Here is a 21,091-nt window from a genome sequence, read left to right on the forward strand (position 1 = left end):
TAAATTCTTATGGAATTTTCCGATAATTTTAAAAACACTATTAAAATTAGTAACGCCTATATTTTAAATAAGTATTATCATTACCAATCTAATCAAGCGGCGAAAAGTGCACTAAAAAATATAGAATTACAAAATGGAATATTAAATCCATTGCTAAAAAAGCAGGCCCTTATATATGCTAGAGAAGTTTTAGGATGGAAAGGTTATGCACCTTGGCTTTATGTATACACTGCGGTGGCAGGAAGTTTTAAAGAAGGATGGATACCAGATAATTATTATAACGTTATTATTCCACAAATTCAAGGTGAGTACGGAAAAATATCTTTTCTAAAGCCTTTAACCAACAAGCTTTTAAATACCGTCGTATGCCCAGATATTGCGTATTACATTAACAAACAATGGTTTACTTCTGATTTTAAACAACTACCTTCAAAAGAAGTCCAAAAACTAGCTTTTTCATTTTCTGAAACCATCGTTTATAAATCGGATAAATCATTTCAAGGAAGAGGTATATCAATATATAATAAAAACACTTTTAAATTAAGTTTAATAGAAAAGGAAGGAAATGGCACTTTACAAAGTTATATAACACAACATCATTTTTTTAATGATTTCATGTCTTCTTCACTAGCGACAATTAGAATGACAACAGTTATGGATTGCAACGGAAATTCAACTTTAAGGTCAAGTTATCTGCGCTTAGGAAGAAAAAATGATACGCATATAACTTCAAAAAATCATATTAAAATACCTATTGAAAGTGAAACAGGTAGATTAACCGAATTTGGTTATTTACCCAATTGGCAAACTATCAATTGTCATCCAGATACCAAAACTGTTTTTAAAAATAAAAAGATTCCTAATTATAACACATGTATAGAAAAAGTATTAAACCTACACATGCAACTACCTATGGTGAAGTCTATTGGGTGGGATTTAGTTGTTGATAGCAAAGGTGAATTTATACTTATGGAATGGAATGGTTATGGGAATGACATAAAATTTTCTGAAGCTACACAAGGCCCCTGTTTTGCAGATTTAAACTGGATTGATAGATAAGTAACTATTTGCGTTTACTAAAAAATAATATATGGATTTAAAGATATTTAAAAGAGTCATTTCTAAAGGAGTTTATCGTCCAGAAATTGATGGACTTCGTTTTATAGCAATTATAACGGTGATTCTATTTCATATAGATGGTTTTTTAACGCTATATATGAATAAACCTTCTTTGCTGTCTAAAATTTGGTTTACAGGACATTCTGGTGTTCCCTTATTCTTTAGTATCTCAGGTTTTGTTTTAACATCACAGTTATTAAAGTCTAAAAAATTTAGTTACAAACAATATTTAATTCGGAGAATAGAGCGTATTGAGCCGCCTTTTTTAATTACTACAATATTATTTTACTTACTACTAAGTTTTAGAGATGGCTTTGATGCTGATAAAAACTATAGTCTATTTCGCGTTTTAACATATACCAGTAATTTTGACACTAACCTCATTAATGTAGTTACTTGGTCTTTAGAGATTGAAATTGTATTCTATTTAATATTGCCTCTTTTATTCTTTTTTATTAAAAAATCTTTATGGAAGTGGATCAGTCTTTCTGCAGTTATTTTTGCCTTTTCGCAAATTTATCCAATACCATTTTTAACCACCTACTTTCATTGGTTTATTATTGGAATTGTACTAGCAATTTTAGAAACCAAAGAAAAAACCAAAGTACCTTTTATTGGAATTGCTAAATTAGCTACGTTAACATGCTTACTAGCTTTCTTTGGTTTATCAGTAAATGAGAATCAATTATGGGTTAAAATAATTCAACCTTTAGTTTTATTTATCTTTTTATATGGGGTTCTAATACAAGGTTATTTCACTCGCTACTTATCTTTTCAGCTATTCTCAATAATAGGAGGAGCTTGTTATATTATTTACTTAATACACTTTCAAGTAATATCGGTAACTGGAAATTTGATACTTTCTCAATTACAAATATTAAATAGGGAGATAATGGCTATATTATTATTAATCTTAACATTAATAATATGCTTAATAGCATTTCCTATTTTAGAACGACCTTTTATGAAGCGAAATTGGTGGAAACCAAAATCAAGTTTAAAACATAAGATATAATACCACAATAAATTTATATTTTTAAATTTATCAATTATTAAAGTTCTATTATTCTTTATATTGGATATTAATATTATGTTCCTTAATACTATTTAAGCCTCCTATCTTCCAGCGATGTACTGCACCATGTTTACCTTCATCGCCATGTAATATATAATAATCCTCACCTATTTTAACTATATCACCTTTTATATTATTACCTGCCATTTGTGGTACTCCTATTTGGTTTTGAATAGCTTTACCTTCATATAATTCATTTCCAGCAACACCAAAAACACCTAATAACAATCCATTATCATAAACATGTTGAAATTTATTAGTTTGACCATTTTTCCAAAATTCTCCATGGTAATTCCAGAAAATACTTTTTTCTTTTACTAAGATAATTCCACCTGGATAGTTAACACCATTCCCCATATCATACATACCATTATTAGGATAATCTCCTGTATAATTACGATCTGTACCTTCTGCAGTTTTCCATACAAAACCTTCACCACTTTTAGGTGTTGCCCCTAAGTGATATTTACTAGATGAAAGAGACTCATCGGTAATACCACCTTCAAATGAAATTAGCAAATTAGATGATGTGTCTGCTCTTGGTGGAAAATTCCAACCTACTGTTGCTCTATAAGTCGGATCATCTGATGTAATTAATCCGGTTGATCCAATAAGAGTTGACGCTCCCCACTCTGGATTATCACTGGCATCAAAACCCAATAATGGTTGGTCTTTCCAATAGGCAGGTCCTGTTTCGCTTTGACCTATAATATCATTAAACGTTCTAATACTCCAATCTTCTGTAAGTACCGCAGAATTGGAATTATCAATTAATTTCCCTGTAAACCTTATACCTGTAGCGGTTAATTCTACAACTTCCCAATAACCAGAAGTAAATGCAGGTTGAATTGCATAAGTTTTACCATTAGATAATGTAGTTACCCATTTTAATCTATGGAATTCACTGTCTTGATCATCATTAATATTGTAAGACCAATTTTTTAAATAAGACCAATTACCAGAAGCTATCTCGACATTAAATTCTAAGTAGTTTGCAAATACTCTATTTACATCGTTTCTATCGACACCCATTGAGCGTATGAAACACAAGTACATAATTGTATCATCTAGCGTTTTATTTGTATTAAAACGTAATGATCTGTAATTACCAGTGTCTCCCACCCAAAGTTTTCCATCATCTTGGTAAAATAAAAACGTACCCATTTGAGGCTCTGAAGGATTAACAAACATAAATTTATCATCGGCTACATCAGGTGAGCTAGCATATCCATTTAATTGACCAAAAGTTTCAATTAATGTTCCTGAGGAATTAAAAATTTTAATTTGTTGTGTACCATTATCCGTAATGGCTATTTCGCCATCACTTTTAATAGCTATTGCTAAAGGTTCTTCTACGCCTGTAATTATTGTGGATAATGAATTTATTGAACCATTAGCGTTTAAATTATACTTTTCAATAGTATTCGTTTCACTTATTACCCATAAATTATTTGCATCAGCAGTTAATTCTTTAGGGTGTACAAAATGATCTATAGTCCTTTCTAAACCCCCAGTTATTTTATTGTAAACATAAATTTGGTTTAACTCTCCTCTAGCAACATATAAATAATTAGCTACTATAGCCATTCCCGTAATTTCTGAGGTATTACCACCATCATCCATTAGACCAAAAGCTGATGTATATTTATGATTTGATGCTAACGTGTACTCCTCACCCGCTGTAAAATCCACTTGATTTTCTGTACTTACATTAATAGCAAAAATCATACTTGGTTGTCCTGTACTCCACAAATCAGAACCACTAATATAAATACTAGTTCCATCTGTAGCCATATACTTTACTTCTAAGCCATAATGAATGTTTTGCAAAATAGTTGCTAAATTAACATTAACACTATCAACATGAATTTTAGAGAAAGCGGGATCATGTTCGTTAAAGCCAAAATTATAATAAATAAAATCCCCAACTTGAACCATTCCCTGTATAACTTCCAAATGTTTTAAAATTGCAGTTCCACCCTCTGTATTCGAAGTATTTCCTATAGGCGATAACCATTCGTACTCTACATTATTAGAAAGTACCTTAATAGTATAATTTCCAGAAGAAACCGGTATACCTTCATCATCTAAACCATCCCATTCAATGGTATGTATTCCTTTATCCTTTTCAACATTGCTCCATAAGGTTCTTAACAATACGTCGCCATTATAAACACCCGCACTAGTTCTTGCCTTTTCTTCCAAATAAAACTCTGTTTCTTGAGTAGCTTTATTATCAACCGCATAATGATAATTTTGGGCAGTAAGTGCCAATGAAAAAAAGAATAAATAACAAAATAATCTCATTGCCCAGAAACGATATAAGAGTTATCACCTACTTTACGAAGAATACCAAAACGCACATTACCCGAATTACTTAGGAAAATGGCATCACCCGCATTTTGATAATTTAAATCTACACCATCTGAAGCTTCAATTGTAAGTACAGCGCCATTATGAGCTTCTAAATTTATAATATCACCAATTTGCATAATGGTAAAATTTTCTACCAAAGTTAAGGTGGCGTTCATAGTACATTCAATAGTATTATCGATATCAGTTTCTTGGATATCTCTACTATCAACCACAGGAACTATAACAGCCTTGGTTAGGTAATTATTTACATTGCTAATGCTACCTGCTGTTTTTGCATATAATGCGTAAGGCACACTTAACAATTCAGTTAAACCTATTATAGTGTAGTTACTACCACCATTCAAATCCATTTGAGTTTCCAAATAATAAGGTCCGTTGGACCAATCAATTTGTTCAAAATCTCCATTTGAAACATCACCTAATCCAATGTGTAGACTTATTAGTCCGTTTTCATTTGTAATAGGAACATGAGATTCTTCATAGATGAATTCCCCTTCAATAGATTGTTGAATAATTCCTATTTTCAAACCAACAGGAGCGTTTTGCAAAACATTACCATCATTAGTTCTTACAATTGCTTGATAGCTGATTTTATCAGGTACTTGCCCATTAACACTAAGCAGCATAAAGAATGTAAAAAATAAAGCAATAAAAACTCTCATTTTTTATTTTTTAATAATTTTAGTTGACTTAACAAATTCATCTTTATAGTTTAATATGAATAAGTAAATACCATCGCTTAGATAATCAAATTTAATCTCAGAAATTGAATTATCTATCAATTCATTCATAATAAGTTTACCGTTAAAATTGAAAACTTTATACGATAATTCACTGTAATTTTGAGAGGTCACATCAACAAACAAAATATCAGTAACTGGGTTCGGATATAAAACTACTTGTATACTATCTTTTATTTCAATTCCATACAATTCTTCTTCAATACTCTCATTTTGCTGAATGCCAGAATCAATTTGTTCATCTTGCTTAAATTCTTGACTTGCAAAAATTTGACCGATAGAATATGAATAATTCCCCTGTTGACTTAAAGCAACTCCTCCTCCTGCATTTATTGAATAACTAAATTCTTCCGCCTCCTGATAATTTTGCACAAGAATATCACTTTGACCAAATACTGGTAAAGTTGATATCATCAATAAAATGGAAAGTATTATTTTCATTTATAACGAGAATAAATCTAAACAGCCAATGGCTTAAAAATAAACCGTATCACATAAAGAATACTCGAAAATTTCTGTTCGATAATCGAAATTATTTAAACTTAGTTTAAATAATACGTTTAAAACCTTCATTAAGACGTTGATGTCTACATTTTTTTCATTCTTTCCAAAAAGTAAACAAAAACCTATCAAAAATTTAATAAAACCGCCAATTTAAAGTAGAAATGATTTAAAGGAAACATTCGAAATTCCTTAATAAAAAAACTTACGTGTAGATGATAATTTAAAGGTAAAAGATATAGATAATGAATAACGATAATGCAACAATAGACTCAAAACCATTACCTAATTTTAGGACGAACCTCATTAGACCGACTAAATTTAGCTTTCCAAAGATACTTGGCGAAGACGGCACCATAATAAATATAGCGTCTCCACATTCTTTTAGGTTCCTTTAAAAGGCGACCTAACCATTCTAACCCTAAATCTCTCCAAATTTTATTGGGTCTTTCTACGGTACCTGCGTAAAAATCAAAAACTGCCCCTATGGAACAAATAATTTTAGCGTCAAGCTGATTATTATGGGTATAACTCCATTTTTCTTGTTTTGGAGCGGTCATACCTATAAATAATACATCTGGGCTAAAATTGTTAACCTCTTGTATCATTTTAGCGTTATCCTCTTCTGTAAAGTTGGGTTTATAAGGTGGAGAGTAACTACCCACTTTTACATTAGGGTAATCTTTTTGCAATCTAGTCTTTATCTTAGCTAAAGTTTCGTTAGAAGCACCTAAGTAAAAACAAGAACCGCTTATTGCATTTAAACGTTTTAACTGAAATTCATGAAAATCTGCACCAGCTATTTTTTTTACAGAAACACCATTTAACCATTTTGATGCCAAAACGATACCGACACCATCAGGTAATAAAACATCACTATCTAATAATGCTTTTTTAAAGTCTACATCTTCTTCTGCTATGCAATAGGAGTATTGATTAATTGTATTTACCAGCAATTTGGGTTTGTTTGGCAAGTATTCAAGTGAAGAATTATATATTGAATAACCAAGACATAAAACCTCTGAATTAATTTCAGTAGTAATCATATGATAATCTAAAAGCATTGTAATTACATAAAACTTTGAATCAGCACCAATAAATTAGTACTTAATATATTTCAAAGAAAAAATAATAATTACCCTGGGGGGTTAACAGAATAAACAAATATATCCATTTATAATATATTCATAATAATGTTCCGATAATTTGCAGTAAAATACAGTTTTAAAGTATCTATTACATAAAAAATGTCCTCTTCCAATCAAACTGAGGCATCATTTTTATTATTTTATTCTATAATATGCTAGCTAAAAGCTAACAAGAGAAATAGCTCATTTGTTTATAATGATTTATAATTCAAGCAGAAAAGCCTTCAAATAAATTTTTCAATACAAAACTTAAATTTAATTTAACTGGATTTACTTCTAATAGAACGAGCATAGAGTTATTAGTAATAGTAGTATTAGTACCGATTTTTAATTCTAAGATACTTAAAGTTAGTTTGCATCATAGCACATACGACCTTTGTATTAATGGACCCAATTTTTAGCTACAAGATTTAAGTTAACAAGAATTTTTAAAATATAACATAATACCTGACCAAGTTTTGATGAATGTTAATATTCTCTATATTAAAAAGACATAATCTATATAACCTTAATCAGATCTTACCATACTAATTATGCACTAAGGGCTTGAAAAAAGGTCATTCATCGTTTAATGGATTCTAATCCAAAAAATATAATGTACTATTGACAAGATTTTGCTATGAAAGAGCTTTAATTGCTTCAGGTCTGAACTTGATTAATTACAAGTCCGCTAACCCTGCAATGGGTAAATGGTTATAAAAGAAAAGTTTTGCCATAAACAGATAATAAAAATGAACTACATTTTGATGATGAAACTATCAAATTATTTTAGAAAGTATTGATAAGTATAGTTTACTAGCCAGAGATTATTGGCAATCAATTATTCTTAAAAAACAGATCATAGATTTTTATAAAAAATGAAATAGGTTTTCATTGTAAGTTTTTCTATATCTGTACATCCCAATAAAATGGGATTTAAAAGGTTTATTAAAATGGAAATAAAAGAATGAAATTGAGAATACATGATAAATCAATCGTAAAATATGTCAATTAATCTTGGCTAAACTTTGATTAAATAATAGCCCAAAGCAAGAAAAATAGAAATTTAACTATTTCTTAAAATAACTCAATCTTTTAAAAGTATTTCAAGTGCCCATAAAAATTAACGAGCTTTACAAACGATTAACAGGTTCAAGCACTAGAACTCAAAATATAGTTAAACATATAGGATGGTCCACCCTATTTAAAGGGGGCAATATTTTAGCCAATTTTTTATTAGTACCAATAAGTATTGACTATTTAGGTCAGGAAAATTATGGTGTTTGGCTTACGCTAAGTTCATTTATTGGTTGGTTTACCGTTCTTGATATAGGTTTGGGTCATGGTTTGCGAAATAGGTTTGCCGAATCGAAGGCAAATGGAGAAATACACTTAGCAAAAGTATATGTTAGCATTGCTTATATTACTATGTCGGTAATTTGTGTAGGTGTTATCATCCTCTTTATATTTGGCAATTTTTTAATTGACTGGTCAACAATATTCAATACTACAAAAATTTTAGGAAAGGAACTGTCCTTTCTGATGCCCATTTTATTTACATTTTTCACTTTGCAATTGGTAGCTAAATTGATTTTAACCATATATACAGCTGACCAACTTCCTTCAATACAAGGAAAAATAGAATTTTTCATTCAAGCTTTACTATTACTTGGCATTTGGTTATTGACTAAAACCTCTGGTAACTCTTTAATGATATTTGGTACACTCTATACTGGGTTGCCAATCATCTTATTGATCAGCTTTAATTTTATTGCCTTCAATGGCAGATACAAACAGTTTAAACCAGAATTTAAAGATTGGCGTTATGACAAATTAAAGGATATAACTAGTTTAGGTTTTATATTTTTTATAATCCAAGTAGCTAATATTGTTTTACTTACTACGGACAACCTAATTATTACCAATATATTTGGACCGGAAGAAGTAGTTCCTTACAACATAGCTTTAAAATATTTTTCTATGTTGCTTATGATTCATTCTTTAATTACAACACCATATTGGTCTTCCTTTACAGAAGCCTATATTTTAAAAGACTTTGATTGGATAAAAAAATCAGTTAAAAATATACAGAAAATATGGCTTTCACTTACCGTAATTCTAGTATTGATGTTATTTCTATCTAACTGGTTCTATACGTTATGGATAGGTGATTCTATTAAAATTCCGTTATCCTTATCTACATCTATGGCTCTGTATATAGCCATATCAACTTTTCAGTCCATTTATTTTATGCTAATCAATGCAACTGGTAAAATTAGAATGCAATTAATTATTAGTTTAATTACTTTATGTATTAATGTCCCACTAAGTATTTTATTTGCAAAAAACCTGGGTTTAGGTTTATCGGGTATAATTTTGGCCACTTGCGTTTCTTCTTTGATGTCCGCTATTATTGGATTTTTACAATATCAAAAAATAATTAATGAGAAAGCTAAGGGTGTTTGGTTCAAATAGATTTAATAGAAAGAATAAATTAAAAATTTTACAGCATGATTAAAACCATTATTTCTATTCTAAACAAAATTATTTTACAGTTTAAAAAAAATAATAAAGACAACTACTCAGGAAATTTCTTTTTGGTTAGAATAAAAAAAGAAAAAGGAAATATTATAAACTTGACGAAGGGTAACTTTAAAAAAACTTTTATCGAAATTTCGGGTTATGGTAATAGCATTAAATCTACAAACGGTTTAATAGAGCATTCACAAATAGCAATTAGCGGACAAAACAACACTTTATACATTGCTGAAAATGTTAAACTTAGACAAGCAAATATAATTATAAGAGGTTCTGATTGTAATATTACAATAGGAAAGTCAACGACTTTTGGAGGTGTTAGAATTGTAAATGTTGGAAAAGAAAACAATGTAAAAATAGGAAAAGATTGTCTTTTTTCTGACCATATTGAAATATGGGCTAGTGATACACACAGTATTTTTAATTCTAAAAACGAAAAAATTAATAAAGAGTTACCAGTTTACATAGGAGATAAAGTGTGGGTAGGCAGTCGGGTAACAATTTTGAAAGGAACGAAAATAAATGATGGGGCCATTATTGGAATGGGCACTATCGTATCTAAAGATATCCCAAAAAAAACCATATCAGTCGGAGTACCGAATAAGGTTATAAAGGAGAATGTTCATTGGTCATTAGAATACTAAAAATTATACTATGCGAGTTTTACATATTTTTTATGAGTTAAAGTTTTCAGGTGCTGAAATAATGTATGCCAATGCGGCATCACATTTTCAAGAAAAAGGTGTTGATTTAATGGCATTGAGTACTGCAGAGAACATTGGAGAGTTTCTTCCTCAATTTGAAGCTGAATCCATTAAAGTACTTCACAAGCCACTTTCATCAAATGAGTTCAATCCTTTTGTTGTTATACCATATTTTACATGGATATACAAAGTATTGAAGAATAATAATATTGATGTTTTGCATATACATCGATCTAAACACATTTTCCTTTTTTCATTGACTACTTATTTAGCAGGAAAGAAAGCGGTTAGCACTGTTCATAATAATTATAAGCATAGAAAATGGACTTGGATCAAAGGTTTTTTAGAACGTTATGTTAGTTCTAAAGTTTTAAACTTGAAAATGCAATCAATTGGTCAAAGTGTTTATGAAAATGAACTAAATTACTATAAGAACGATACTATATTAGTACCTAATTGGTACGATGACGAACGGTTTTATCCTCAAAATTCGGAAAAGGAAAAAGAAGAAATGAGAATAAAATTGAATATTTCAAATTCTTCATTTGTAATCATATCAACAGGGGGGTGTAGTGATGTCAAAAATCATCATGACATTATTAGAGCATTGTCTATTGTAAATAAGGAAATAGATTGCATATATCTTCATTTGGGCAAAGGAGTTACAACAGATGAAGAAATTGAACTTAGTAAGTCTTTAGGTATTAATTCGCAGATTCTTTTTTTGGGTAATCAAAGTAATGTCAGAGATTACTTAATTGCTTCTGATGCTTATATAATGAGTTCTAGGTTTGAAGGTTTAGCAATTGCCGCCATAGAGGCAATGGCTTGTGCCAAACCTTCCATATTGTATAACGTGAAAGGTTTAAAAGATTTGATACACGATGATGACAACGGTTTTTTAATTTCTGAAAATTATAATGAACTGGCAGGAAAAATACTATATCTTCAAAAAAATGACAAAACTAGTGATGAAATGGCTCAGAATGCTCTAAGTTTTGTACGCAAAAATTTCTCCATTCAAAATGGGGTAAATGGAATTATGAAAATTTATAATAGTTGATTTTAGTTCCTTAATTTAAAGTCATAGAAAGGTTTTATGACTTTAAATTAACGGTCTCGCTGTCGTTAATTTACATTTACTTTCTTATTGTTTTACGTGCTACTTTTAAGTCTTAAAAAAGTCAATTAATTGAATTCCTAAATTGATGCAATCTATGTTTTATTTAAGTGAACATATGGTTGAATTGAGGATTTTAGTAATATTGATATAATTTATATACAACTTTACATGGTCGTGAATAATTACATCTTTATAATTAGAAACCTTAGTGATACTAAAATTAAACCTATATATTAAAATACAAAATAAGAGGAACAAAGGAGATTAAATACTAATGTTCAATTATATTTTACAGACTAAAAGGGTTATACATTCAAAAAAAATTACATCAAATTACTAAATTCTTAAAAAGTTCTGACTATAGCTAAACAGAACTTTTTTAAGGTACATATTAAATCTTCTGTTATATAAAAACCTTGCCGACCTACAATTAATCTGAGACATCGTTTTTATTTTTTTATTTCACTTATCGATTTTATTGCATTAAATAGTGGCATAGAGTGATTTGTAAATCAAATAGAAAAGTCTTCAAATAAATTCATAATACTTACATAAATTTAAATTAATTGCTATATTTCAATTACTTAAATAAAAATATGCCTTAAGCAATATTTTAATTTTTTATATAATCATATATTATTTGCACCATTTAGTCATTTTTTATAACAGAATTTAGTCTCTTTGAACAATATTTTTAACGATAGTCTCTTATAGTAGTATATATGTTGTGGTTATTAATAATGAATAAATGAAAACATGGTAAACCTATTTTCCATACACAGTAATTTAATGTCCTTATTAATACTATCATTAACCATCTTACAATTGATTTCTTGTTCGTCAGATTACGATATTCTAAGCGAATCAGTAATTATCAAGCTGCCAACAGAAGAATCGGGTGTTGCACCGATTGTTAGAATTATTGATTTCAGCATTCAATCTGCCGATAATGAAGGTTTAAAATCAGATATCTTAGGTATAATTGATGAAGAAAAAAAAATAATTTATATTGAAATTGATTCAAGCAGTACTTTAATTGAGGAGTTAACGCCTACTGTAACTGTTGATACCGAATCTACGATTGAGCCTGATACTGACACTCCACAAGATTTTAGTGATGAAGTTACTTACACGGTAACTAATGTGGAAGGAGCAAAAGTGGACTATACTGTAATACCCACAGTTGAAGAACCAATAATCGTAGAAAACTCATGTACTAACAACCGTCAAGAATCGGGTCCTATAATTGTTAGCGAAAATAATCAACGTATAGAAAATCTGTATATTAAAGCAACAAATCAGCACGGTATAGAAATCAATGACTACTCCGGCGTCGTAATATCAAATTGTATTATTGAATACACTGGTGCCTACATGGGTATTAAATTTTCTAACGCAGATAATTTAACCATAGAAAATTGCTATATTAAGTATACAAATGCACCTTCTACCGGTCCTTTAGATGATTATACCCGAAATTGCATTGAAGGATTAGATTCTGAAAACTTAGTAATTACAAATGTAAAAGTCGAAGATGGCTCTACAGGAATTCGATTGAACCAATGTGATTATTCTGAATTAACATATATTGAAGGGCATAATATGAGAGGCCCTTTTCCTAGGGGGCAATTAGTTCAATACGATAAATGCATTGGAGGATTATTGGAGAATTTTTCGGTGATTAATGACAGAGAAATTGCATGGACCGAAGATAATATTAGTATTTATAAAAGTGGTGGTCAACAAATTAAAAAAGGGTTGATAATCGGCAATAACAGTCCTACTGGTGTTGGTGTAATGTTTGAAGATCAAAATACCGATGGCGCACGTGGAGGTACAGGTGGACTAGTTGAAGATGTTGACTTTTTGGAGATGGGCAATGGTGTAGCATCTTCCGTTGAAGGTTCTGGAAATGTAACTTTTAATAGATTACGTGCTAAGCAAATTATATGTGGCGATTTAGGTCAAGACAGAGGGCAACCAGGGTCTAATTCATTAATATTTGCAGCTTTTGATACAAGTGGTGGTAATAAAATAATCGACTGCATAGTTTATGAATCATGTAACCCTACCAATATTGTTTGGCCAGAATATAATTTTGACGTTATAGACTATAGGAATGATATTGATTTTGAACCACGAAGTGCCATAGTCCTTGATTTTACCTGTCTGTCTAGTAACTAAATTCAGAAAACAGAATCCACTTTTATTATCCGTACAGCTGCACTTTCAATTAACCTCTAATAGAATACCCTGGAACTCTCAAAACTCCTAATATTTTTCTACGTAAGATTGTTTTCTTAAAAAAAATATTAAAATACCTTCTATCCGCCTTAATATCTCTGATAATAAAATTAGGATGCGTTAATGGAAAGGGCATATCACGTGCTTCATTTTTCTGCCTTTCGTCATTTGCACTAATGGTATGGGTAGCATCTTCACCAAACCCTAAATTTTTAATCATATTTTGGTGTGGTATAATGGATAGACCTGAATTTACCAATTTAGTGTAATCCCATTGATAATCCCACCAAGAAACTTCTTTAGCGTTTAAGGTTTTTTCAATTTTACTAAGTCGGTATTTTTTTTCAATAAAGTTTGAAAAAAAATTGTCGAAATATCCTTTCTTTTTTAGTTCAGGATAACTTGCAACTTTAAAATCATAATGTTTCCATGCCCTTCTCCAACTTGCCCAACCCCATTCATGGCTAAAATAGGAGAAGTAATAAGAATGATCGGCATCTGAAACATATCCGTTTTGAAAATTGGAACCGCCAATATGCATAATCTGACTATTATCTCTATATTTTTCTAACAGTTCTGAACAGAACTTAAAAAAACTAGCTGATGGTAAACAATCATCTTCTAGAATGATACCTTCCTCTTCATTTTCAAAAAACCAATCAATCGCTCCTTTAGGCCCTAAACCGCAACCAACATTCTCATTTCTAAAAAAAGTTTTTACTTCACAGTCCCAATCCACTAAATCGACAATTGATCTGGTTTCTCTACATCGTTGCTCATCCGTCCTATTTGGTCTAGGTCCATCTGCTGCAACATACAGTTTTTTAGGTTTAGCCTCTCTTATCATTTCAAAAACCTTTCTTGTTTGCTCTGGTCTATTGAAAATGATAAAAAGTACAGGTGCTTGTGGTGTTTCTTTTCTCATTTTAAGTATTCTTTATTCTTAAACAATTGCCAAATAATTGGAAAGAGCGTCTTAGCCCACATTAACATAATGGCAATAGGTAAATGATAAGGAATATGCCTTTTAATAAACTGTAAATATTCTTTGTAGGACAACCCTTTAGGACTATACAAATATGCTATCCTTTCTTTGAGATTATTTTTCTGGGTTAACCAATTTACGCCATGGTCATAATTACAATAACCACAAAAACCACTTGAAACATATGTATAAATATCATTTTTAAAAGCCATTAAAGTATAGTCATAATCAGCAATACCATGTGTATATTTTTCAGAAAGTGGACCAATCGCTTTATAAACTTCTTTAGGCACTAACATAATATTTGCGTTACCAAGTTCGCATCGCTGAGGAAATTTATCATTCGGAACAACCATTTCACTTTTAAACAAAAACCAATTTAAAATTTTATGCCCCCCATAAGAAATTTTCTTAGTTTCTGGATTTTGAGTAGGTCCCACTATAATACTCTTAGTTTCTCCTACATATTTTAAATCACTAAACAATCTCTTTAATGTATCTTTAAAGACAATGGTATCATCATTTAATAATAAATAATAATCTGTATTTTTTTCATGCTCATCCGCATATTTCCAAGCCGTCCGCATACCACCAGCCCAAAAAAGATTCCCTGAACCTTGAATTATTTGAAGGTTAGCAAATTTTCCTTGTATAAATTCAGTCGTTCCATCCGTACTACCATCGTCCACCAAATAAATTTTTAGTTCGAAGCAGTCATCCAATTCGCAGTTAAAAAGGGCTTCCAAACAAGAATATGTTTTCACCTTACGATTATGACATGTAAGTAAAACTGTTATTAATTTCTTTTTTTTAAAAGACATCATCTATAATTTAGTTAAATCTTTAAACCAATACTTTCTTGTTCATGCTCTTCTCCATACAAACCTAATAAGGTGCTAGTATTAATCCATTTATTCTTGTGATTATAATTGCAAACAAATTTCAAAGATTCCTTATTCTAATTTTATCGAAGATAGATATGCTATAGGCACAAAGAAAATATTAATAGCAGTGCCCAAACTTCTTAATTTCAAAAAGGTAAATACATTCTTGACTAATAGATTATTTCTTAAATTGTTCTCAAAATAAGATTTTACAAATACCCTAACTGTATTATATCTTTTAATAATCATAAATTATTGAGGCTTTGGAACTTTAAATATTTAGTTCTATAAATATAAGATAATGTCAAAAAATCTTGATTCTTAAATGTGGGTAAAAACATGAATATTATACAAATAGGTAGTATAAGTATAGGTTCACCAAAACTTAGAATTACTAAAATCAGTACGGAATAGATTACAAACTCTGTCCTACGGAGATACACCTTGCAAACTTTCCCATAACGATACAAGAGAACAAACAGCCCTACAAGACCAAATTTGGTTATGAAGTCCATTATTCCATTAGATATATTGACATTATACTCATCTATATAATATTTTTCATATTGATTGCTGACCCCTAAAAATAGTTTCCAATCAAATTGTTGATAAAGGAAGATGACACTTCCAAATCTATTCAACGGCATTTGTCTGTCAACATCATCATAATAGGTTGATAATTGTTCTAATTCTTTCAAATCCCTTATATCCTGTTCATAAATTTCAATTATTTTTTCTCCTAAAAATGGTACATTAGGTATTGCCAGAGCAAAAATAATCGCAAAGACAATCATGGTTGTCTTATTACCCTTATTTAATACTCTATATCTTAAGAATAATAGTAAAAACAATCCGAAGTATGCCGTAGTGGAAACGGTAGTTAAAATGGCGACTAAAAGAATAACCGTTTGCTTGTCAAACTTAAAATTGTTCATTAAAAAATTGAATAAGAGTGCTAAAATTAAAAATGACCCAAAGGCTCCTGGCTCCCAACAAAAACCAGAGTTTCTATAGTAATGAAGACTATCATATGTAAATATTAAAAAGTTGGTAAACCTAGGAGAGTTATCATTAATCGTAAAGCTTTCAAACGTATTACCTATAGCATTAACAATAGCACCGTTCTGATAAAACTGAATGACATAGAACACTATAGATACCAATGCCAAATGTGAAATAACTTTCACTAAATAGTATAGCGATTTTTCTTTTAGAATTAAACAGAATAAATATGATGTGAAAATAAACTTGAAAAAATAAAACACATCACTCTTAAAATAATCGCTAGGTAATTGATTTAATTTAAACCTAAATAAAATATAGACAAAATAAATTCCACCGCTTATCAGAAAAAACTGCACATCTTTTTTCTTTACCCTTTTAAAATAAAAAGCAACAAATATCATACATACTTCAAAGCCAAACCAAGCTAAATTAGATTCAACTAAAAAATTAGCTTTAGAAGCAAATAGTAAAAAAAACAAAGTAATAATATAATATATATTCATTCTCTTTTTACTTTGTACTAGTTATTTTCAGTGAAATAGTCAACCTATTTATTAGAAGCTAAATCGTTCAAAACAACCATTGGATTTTTAAACTTTTTATTCACTTTAATATCTTCAATCATTTTTAAATCTTCTAAATTAGAGTGGTTTTCCCGAACCATATAAATACAACAATCTGTAAATCTGGAAAGTGCAAAAGTATCTGCCAATTTACCTATAGGTGCTGAATCAATTAATATATAATCGAACTCCTGTTTTAAATGATTCATCAATACTTCCATTCTATTCGAATTGTAAGACTCGAGTCCGTCAACATTTTCCGTCCCTAAACCAATTGCAAACAGATTAGGATTGTTCTTTACAGAAATCAATAAATCGTTAACCGTTATTGTATTATTATTTTGTTTCAGATAATTAGTAACTCCATATTCTTTTTTGGTTTCGCCAAGTGTATCTATTAATTCCGGGTTATGCTTATCTAACTCCAGTATTACCACCTTAGAACTAGATGAAGCCAAGGCTATTCCCATATTAGATGAAAAGAATGTTTTTCCTTCTCCTTTAATTGCTGAAGTCACCAAAACAGTTTGTACTTTCTTTTTAGAGAGCATAAAATCTAAATTCATTCTCAACATTCTAAAACCTTGAGCTAAACGACTTTCTTCTTCGCCTTTTCCAATTAAATTATTCCCTGAATCATTATGGGCTATTTCCCCTATAACCGGTACAGTTATTCTTTTCTCTAAGTCTTTTTTACCTGTAACTTTAGTATTTAAACCATCTTTTAAATGAATGATACCAACTGGTACTGCCAGTCCCATTAAAAATGAAATCAACAGAAATAATTTTTTACTTGAGGAACCTGATTCATAATCAGTAATAGCTGGATCAATAACTGTAAAATTATCTTGTTTAGCACCAACCATTAAAGCAGCCTCTTCACGTTTTTGCAATAGGTATAAGAATAAGTTTTCTTTTATGCCCTGTTCTCTACTGATTTCAAGTAATTGTCTTTGCATTGTTGGTATTCTTTGCTTCTTTGCAGCAAATTGATTAGACCTACCTCTAATACTGTTAATAGTAATTCTTAAGCTCTGTTTAGATGTTGAAAGACTACCAAGTATGTTTCTCCTAAGTTGTGTTAATTGATCTCTAAGATCAATCATCCTTGGGTTGTTTTCCGGTACGGTTCGCTGTAAATTTTTCTTATCTATTTGTAACTTATTATAACTATCTATTAAGTAAATTAAGTTTGGACTTGTAATGCTAAGAGAGTTTAAAGTAGATTCGTTATCACCACTTTTTAAATTACTTTCTATAGCATTTAGAACTTTTAATTCAATTTCCGATTCTGTTAATTTTCTTCCGTAATCAATTTCTTGTTCAGCAAAAGAATTGGCATCAAACTCAACACTAGCTAATTCATTCTCTGTTTTAAACTGGGCTACATTCATCTCTACAGCAGTCAGTTCTGCAGACAACGTATTTAAACGATTATCAATGAATTTAACATTGTTTAATGCTATAGTGTTTCTCTCCAAATATGATTTTAATCCATAAATTTCAACCAGACTATTAATGATATCTTCACCCTTCTCCGGTATTTCTTCTTTTAAAACAATGTTTATAACAGAGGCATCCTTGTTCATTACATAAACCGACAATGCTTTTTTAACATAGTCATGGGCTAATTCATCAATATCCATGAAATTTGCAGTAAACTCGGTATCTTTTGATGTACTTTTTTCGTTCGCTACAATTTTAAAAATACCATAAGGTTTTTCAATTTTATACCCATAATTGTATGTATTGTAACCATAATCAGAACTTATAGAAATTTTCTCTTCTGAAGAATCTTTAAATTCCTCTATAATACTAAAACTATCCTTTCCTTCCAATTTGATAGTCAATGTAGTTTCGTAAGCTAATGGATATAGAGTATCCACTACCATTCTAAAAGGTAATTGTGACCCATAAATTTCTGTTTCGGAAAAGGCATCAGTAACTGTAAACCTGGACTGTAGTGATAAAGTGTCTAATACAGAGCGCATTAAATGTACCGAAGTAAGCACTTCAATCTCATTGTTTACCCTTTCAGAATTACTGAAAGGATTGTTGTTCATTAAATTATTACCCGAAGCATTAATATTAGATGTTTCATTCTTGAGCAATAATTTACTGGAAACATCATAAGATGTACTCATGAACTGTAAAGCGAGTAAGGCTAAACTTAAAAATATAACCAAAGAAATAATAAAAAATTTCCATGATTTAAGGTATCTATTCAACAATCCCTTCAAATCAAAATTTTCTGCATTTTGTTTGGTAGATAATTGTGAATCAAAATATTCCTTTTCAGTCATTATATTTAAATTTATATGGTAAACAAGTTTCAGTATTTATAACCCATGTTTTAAAATAGTACACTTTAGTTTTTGTGTAAACTGTTTATTTTAAAACTAGATTATTTAGTATATCAGAAAGTAGAAATAGAGATTACCGCTAACGATAATGAACCCAATATTATTGAAAACCATTGGGCTGAATTAGAAGTATTTCTAACTTTTCTATCATTAGGCTGTACATAAACGATATCATTAGGCTGCAGATAATAATTAGGTGAAGTAAACAATTCATCTGAGGTCAGATCAATTCTCTTAGTACTTTTAACACCATCTTCTTCGCTTATCAACAATACATTATCTCTTTTTGCGAAAATGGTCATATCGCCGGCCATACCAAGAGCTTCTAACAGGGTAACTTTCTCATTCGGAATTGTGAACACGGAAGGTTGGTTTACTTCTCCCAAAACGGAAACCTTGAAGTTCATAAAACGGATATCCACAATAGGTTCCATTAATAACCTTTTAGAAATCAACTCTCCTCTAATATATTCTCTTAATTCTTTTTTTGTTAAGCCAGCAACTTCAATTTTGCCTAAAACAGGAAAACGGATAAAACCATCTTGATCAATTAAATACCCTCCGATTTGAGTTCCTCCAGCATTATTTGCAATATTGAACATCTCTGTTACTTCTGCATTTAAACTACTAATGTTTATACTTAATAAATCGTTTTTTTGTAAAATTGGTTCTAAGGGCTCGTAATATGAAGCAAACGTATTATTACCAACTTCGTTAAAATAAGAAGACTTCTTGGCCGAACCGCATGAAGAAATAATAACTGCCAATACAAGTAGTAAAGAAAATCTTAAAAAAATATTTCTAAGATTGATTGGGGAAATTTCAGCTTTCATAATTAGTAAAGTTTATAGCTTATAGTTGTTATACATGGTAAGGTTCAAAATTAAATCAAACAAAAATTGATTCCGTATTAATTCCGATATCCTAGTTTATATAATCGTCGAAATAAAGAAAACCTCCAATATCTACTTTACCCGTACGTAGATTAAATTAATTGATTGGCATTTTAACGAACATTGATAGCCTTCCTGCTCTTAAATAAAAGATTTAAAATTATTACATGATTCAAAATATGTTATTGAATCAGCAGTAAGATTTGTTAACGCAATTTCATTATCAAATATTACATTTTGGGTGGCTACATTGCATATATAGCGAGGATTGAGAGGTATTTCTTTCAAATAATAAGACTGATTTGATATTATTACCTGATCGTCTTTGACCTCAAATGAACTTAAAGGTATATTCAAACCCGAACCATTAGCCTTAACAATGGCTTCTTTCTGGGTCCAATGCTGATAGAAGCTCTTTATGGAATTTGAAGAATTTTGCATTCTTGCAATTTCAGTTTTGGAGAACTGGTCTTTAAAATCTTCTATATTCAAATCACTAATTTTCTCCACATCTATACCAATAGCCTCCATAGAAGAAATTGCACAAACAACAAGCTCTTTAGAGTGAGATATATTGAAGTGAATTGAAGAATTTTCCAAGAATGGTTTTTTATCCTTGGAAAAATCCATCTTGATATTCTCAACATCCTGATTATAGAAATGTTTTAGCCCATAACCTAATAACAACCTACCTAAAATTGTAGATTTTGCATCTTGCCAGCGTTTATATTTAGATACTTTATTTATGAAATCATCTGAAAAGTTATGTTGCGCATTTGCAAAAAACTCATCATTATTTTCACTTGTTAAATACGTAAATAATACATGTATCATTAATTTAAGTTGCTCTT

General features: G+C 30.0%; 15 protein-coding genes. 6 read left to right on the forward strand and 9 right to left on the reverse strand.

The window, feature by feature from the left end; all coding sequences use genetic code 11:
* The first annotated feature begins 9 nt into the window (after window positions 1–9).
* Together ACJJVP_RS03730 and ACJJVP_RS03735 are read left to right on the forward strand one after the other, a co-directional pair.
* Window positions 10–1,059 carry a sugar-transfer associated ATP-grasp domain-containing protein gene (locus tag ACJJVP_RS03730; protein WP_405410838.1) on the forward strand — a complete coding sequence of 350 codons (1,050 nt, stop codon included), beginning with the start codon at window positions 10–12 and terminating at the stop codon, window positions 1,057–1,059.
* Window positions 1,060–1,090: 31 nt separating this feature from the next.
* The gene (locus ACJJVP_RS03735) at window positions 1,091–2,134 is read left to right on the forward strand and encodes an acyltransferase family protein (protein ID WP_405410839.1); all 1,044 of its coding nucleotides are present in this window, start codon (window positions 1,091–1,093) and stop codon (window positions 2,132–2,134) included.
* A gap of 48 nt (window positions 2,135–2,182) precedes the next feature.
* Here the strand turns inward: ACJJVP_RS03735 and ACJJVP_RS03740 are convergent, their stop codons facing one another.
* The 3 genes from ACJJVP_RS03740 to ACJJVP_RS03750 all read right to left on the reverse strand — a co-directional run bounded on the left by ACJJVP_RS03740 (window position 2,183) and on the right by ACJJVP_RS03750 (window position 6,857).
* Window positions 2,183–4,501 carry a hypothetical protein gene (locus ACJJVP_RS03740; protein ID WP_405410840.1) on the reverse strand — a complete coding sequence of 773 codons (2,319 nt, stop codon included), beginning with the start codon at window positions 4,499–4,501 and terminating at the stop codon, window positions 2,183–2,185.
* A 734-nt stretch (window positions 4,502–5,235) separates the two neighbouring features.
* Window positions 5,236–5,751, reverse strand: coding sequence for a T9SS type A sorting domain-containing protein (locus tag ACJJVP_RS03745; protein WP_405410841.1), 516 nt, complete (start codon window positions 5,749–5,751; stop codon window positions 5,236–5,238).
* Between the two features lie 341 nt (window positions 5,752–6,092).
* Window positions 6,093–6,857 (reverse strand): WecB/TagA/CpsF family glycosyltransferase, encoded by a 765-nt coding sequence (locus ACJJVP_RS03750; protein ID WP_405410842.1) that lies wholly within the window; start codon window positions 6,855–6,857, stop codon window positions 6,093–6,095.
* 1,191 nt (window positions 6,858–8,048) lie between these two features.
* Here ACJJVP_RS03750 and ACJJVP_RS03755 point away from each other — a divergent pair.
* From ACJJVP_RS03755 to ACJJVP_RS03770, 4 genes are all read left to right on the forward strand, one after another.
* Window positions 8,049–9,413: a lipopolysaccharide biosynthesis protein gene (locus ACJJVP_RS03755; protein ID WP_405410844.1), complete on the forward strand. Its 1,365-nt coding sequence runs from the start codon at window positions 8,049–8,051 to the stop codon at window positions 9,411–9,413.
* 35 nt (window positions 9,414–9,448) lie between these two features.
* Window positions 9,449–10,120 (forward strand): acyltransferase, encoded by a 672-nt coding sequence (locus ACJJVP_RS03760; RefSeq protein WP_405410845.1) that lies wholly within the window; start codon window positions 9,449–9,451, stop codon window positions 10,118–10,120.
* A 10-nt stretch (window positions 10,121–10,130) separates the two neighbouring features.
* On the forward strand, window positions 10,131–11,243 hold the full coding sequence (locus ACJJVP_RS03765) for a glycosyltransferase (RefSeq protein ID WP_405410846.1): 1,113 nt from the start codon (window positions 10,131–10,133) through the stop codon (window positions 11,241–11,243).
* Window positions 11,244–12,092: 849 nt separating this feature from the next.
* The gene (locus ACJJVP_RS03770; RefSeq protein WP_405410847.1) at window positions 12,093–13,487 is read left to right on the forward strand and encodes a right-handed parallel beta-helix repeat-containing protein; all 1,395 of its coding nucleotides are present in this window, start codon (window positions 12,093–12,095) and stop codon (window positions 13,485–13,487) included.
* Window positions 13,488–13,536: 49 nt separating this feature from the next.
* Here the strand turns inward: ACJJVP_RS03770 and ACJJVP_RS03775 are convergent, their stop codons facing one another.
* From ACJJVP_RS03775 to ACJJVP_RS03800, 6 genes are all read right to left on the reverse strand, one after another.
* Window positions 13,537–14,472 (reverse strand): nucleotide-diphospho-sugar transferase, encoded by a 936-nt coding sequence (locus tag ACJJVP_RS03775; RefSeq protein ID WP_405410848.1) that lies wholly within the window; start codon window positions 14,470–14,472, stop codon window positions 13,537–13,539.
* Complete coding sequence (locus ACJJVP_RS03780) at window positions 14,469–15,356, reverse strand: glycosyltransferase family 2 protein (protein WP_405410850.1); 888 nt, start codon at window positions 15,354–15,356, stop codon at window positions 14,469–14,471. The genes ACJJVP_RS03775 and ACJJVP_RS03780 overlap by 4 nt, the downstream gene beginning before the upstream one ends.
* A 305-nt stretch (window positions 15,357–15,661) precedes the next feature.
* On the reverse strand, window positions 15,662–16,603 hold the full coding sequence (locus ACJJVP_RS03785) for a hypothetical protein (RefSeq protein WP_405410853.1): 942 nt from the start codon (window positions 16,601–16,603) through the stop codon (window positions 15,662–15,664).
* A 365-nt stretch (window positions 16,604–16,968) separates the two neighbouring features.
* On the reverse strand, window positions 16,969–19,287 hold the full coding sequence (locus ACJJVP_RS03790; RefSeq protein ID WP_405410856.1) for a GumC family protein: 2,319 nt from the start codon (window positions 19,285–19,287) through the stop codon (window positions 16,969–16,971).
* 113 nt (window positions 19,288–19,400) lie between these two features.
* Complete coding sequence (locus tag ACJJVP_RS03795; protein ID WP_405410859.1) at window positions 19,401–20,180, reverse strand: polysaccharide biosynthesis/export family protein; 780 nt, start codon at window positions 20,178–20,180, stop codon at window positions 19,401–19,403.
* A 201-nt stretch (window positions 20,181–20,381) separates the two neighbouring features.
* Window positions 20,382–21,074, reverse strand: coding sequence for a 4'-phosphopantetheinyl transferase family protein (locus tag ACJJVP_RS03800; RefSeq protein WP_405410862.1), 693 nt, complete (start codon window positions 21,072–21,074; stop codon window positions 20,382–20,384).
* Window positions 21,075–21,091: the final 17 nt, after the last annotated feature.

The sequence above is a fragment of the Maribacter sp. Asnod1-A12 genome (genome assembly GCF_045063735.1).
Lineage (GTDB): Bacteria > Bacteroidota > Bacteroidia > Flavobacteriales > Flavobacteriaceae > Maribacter.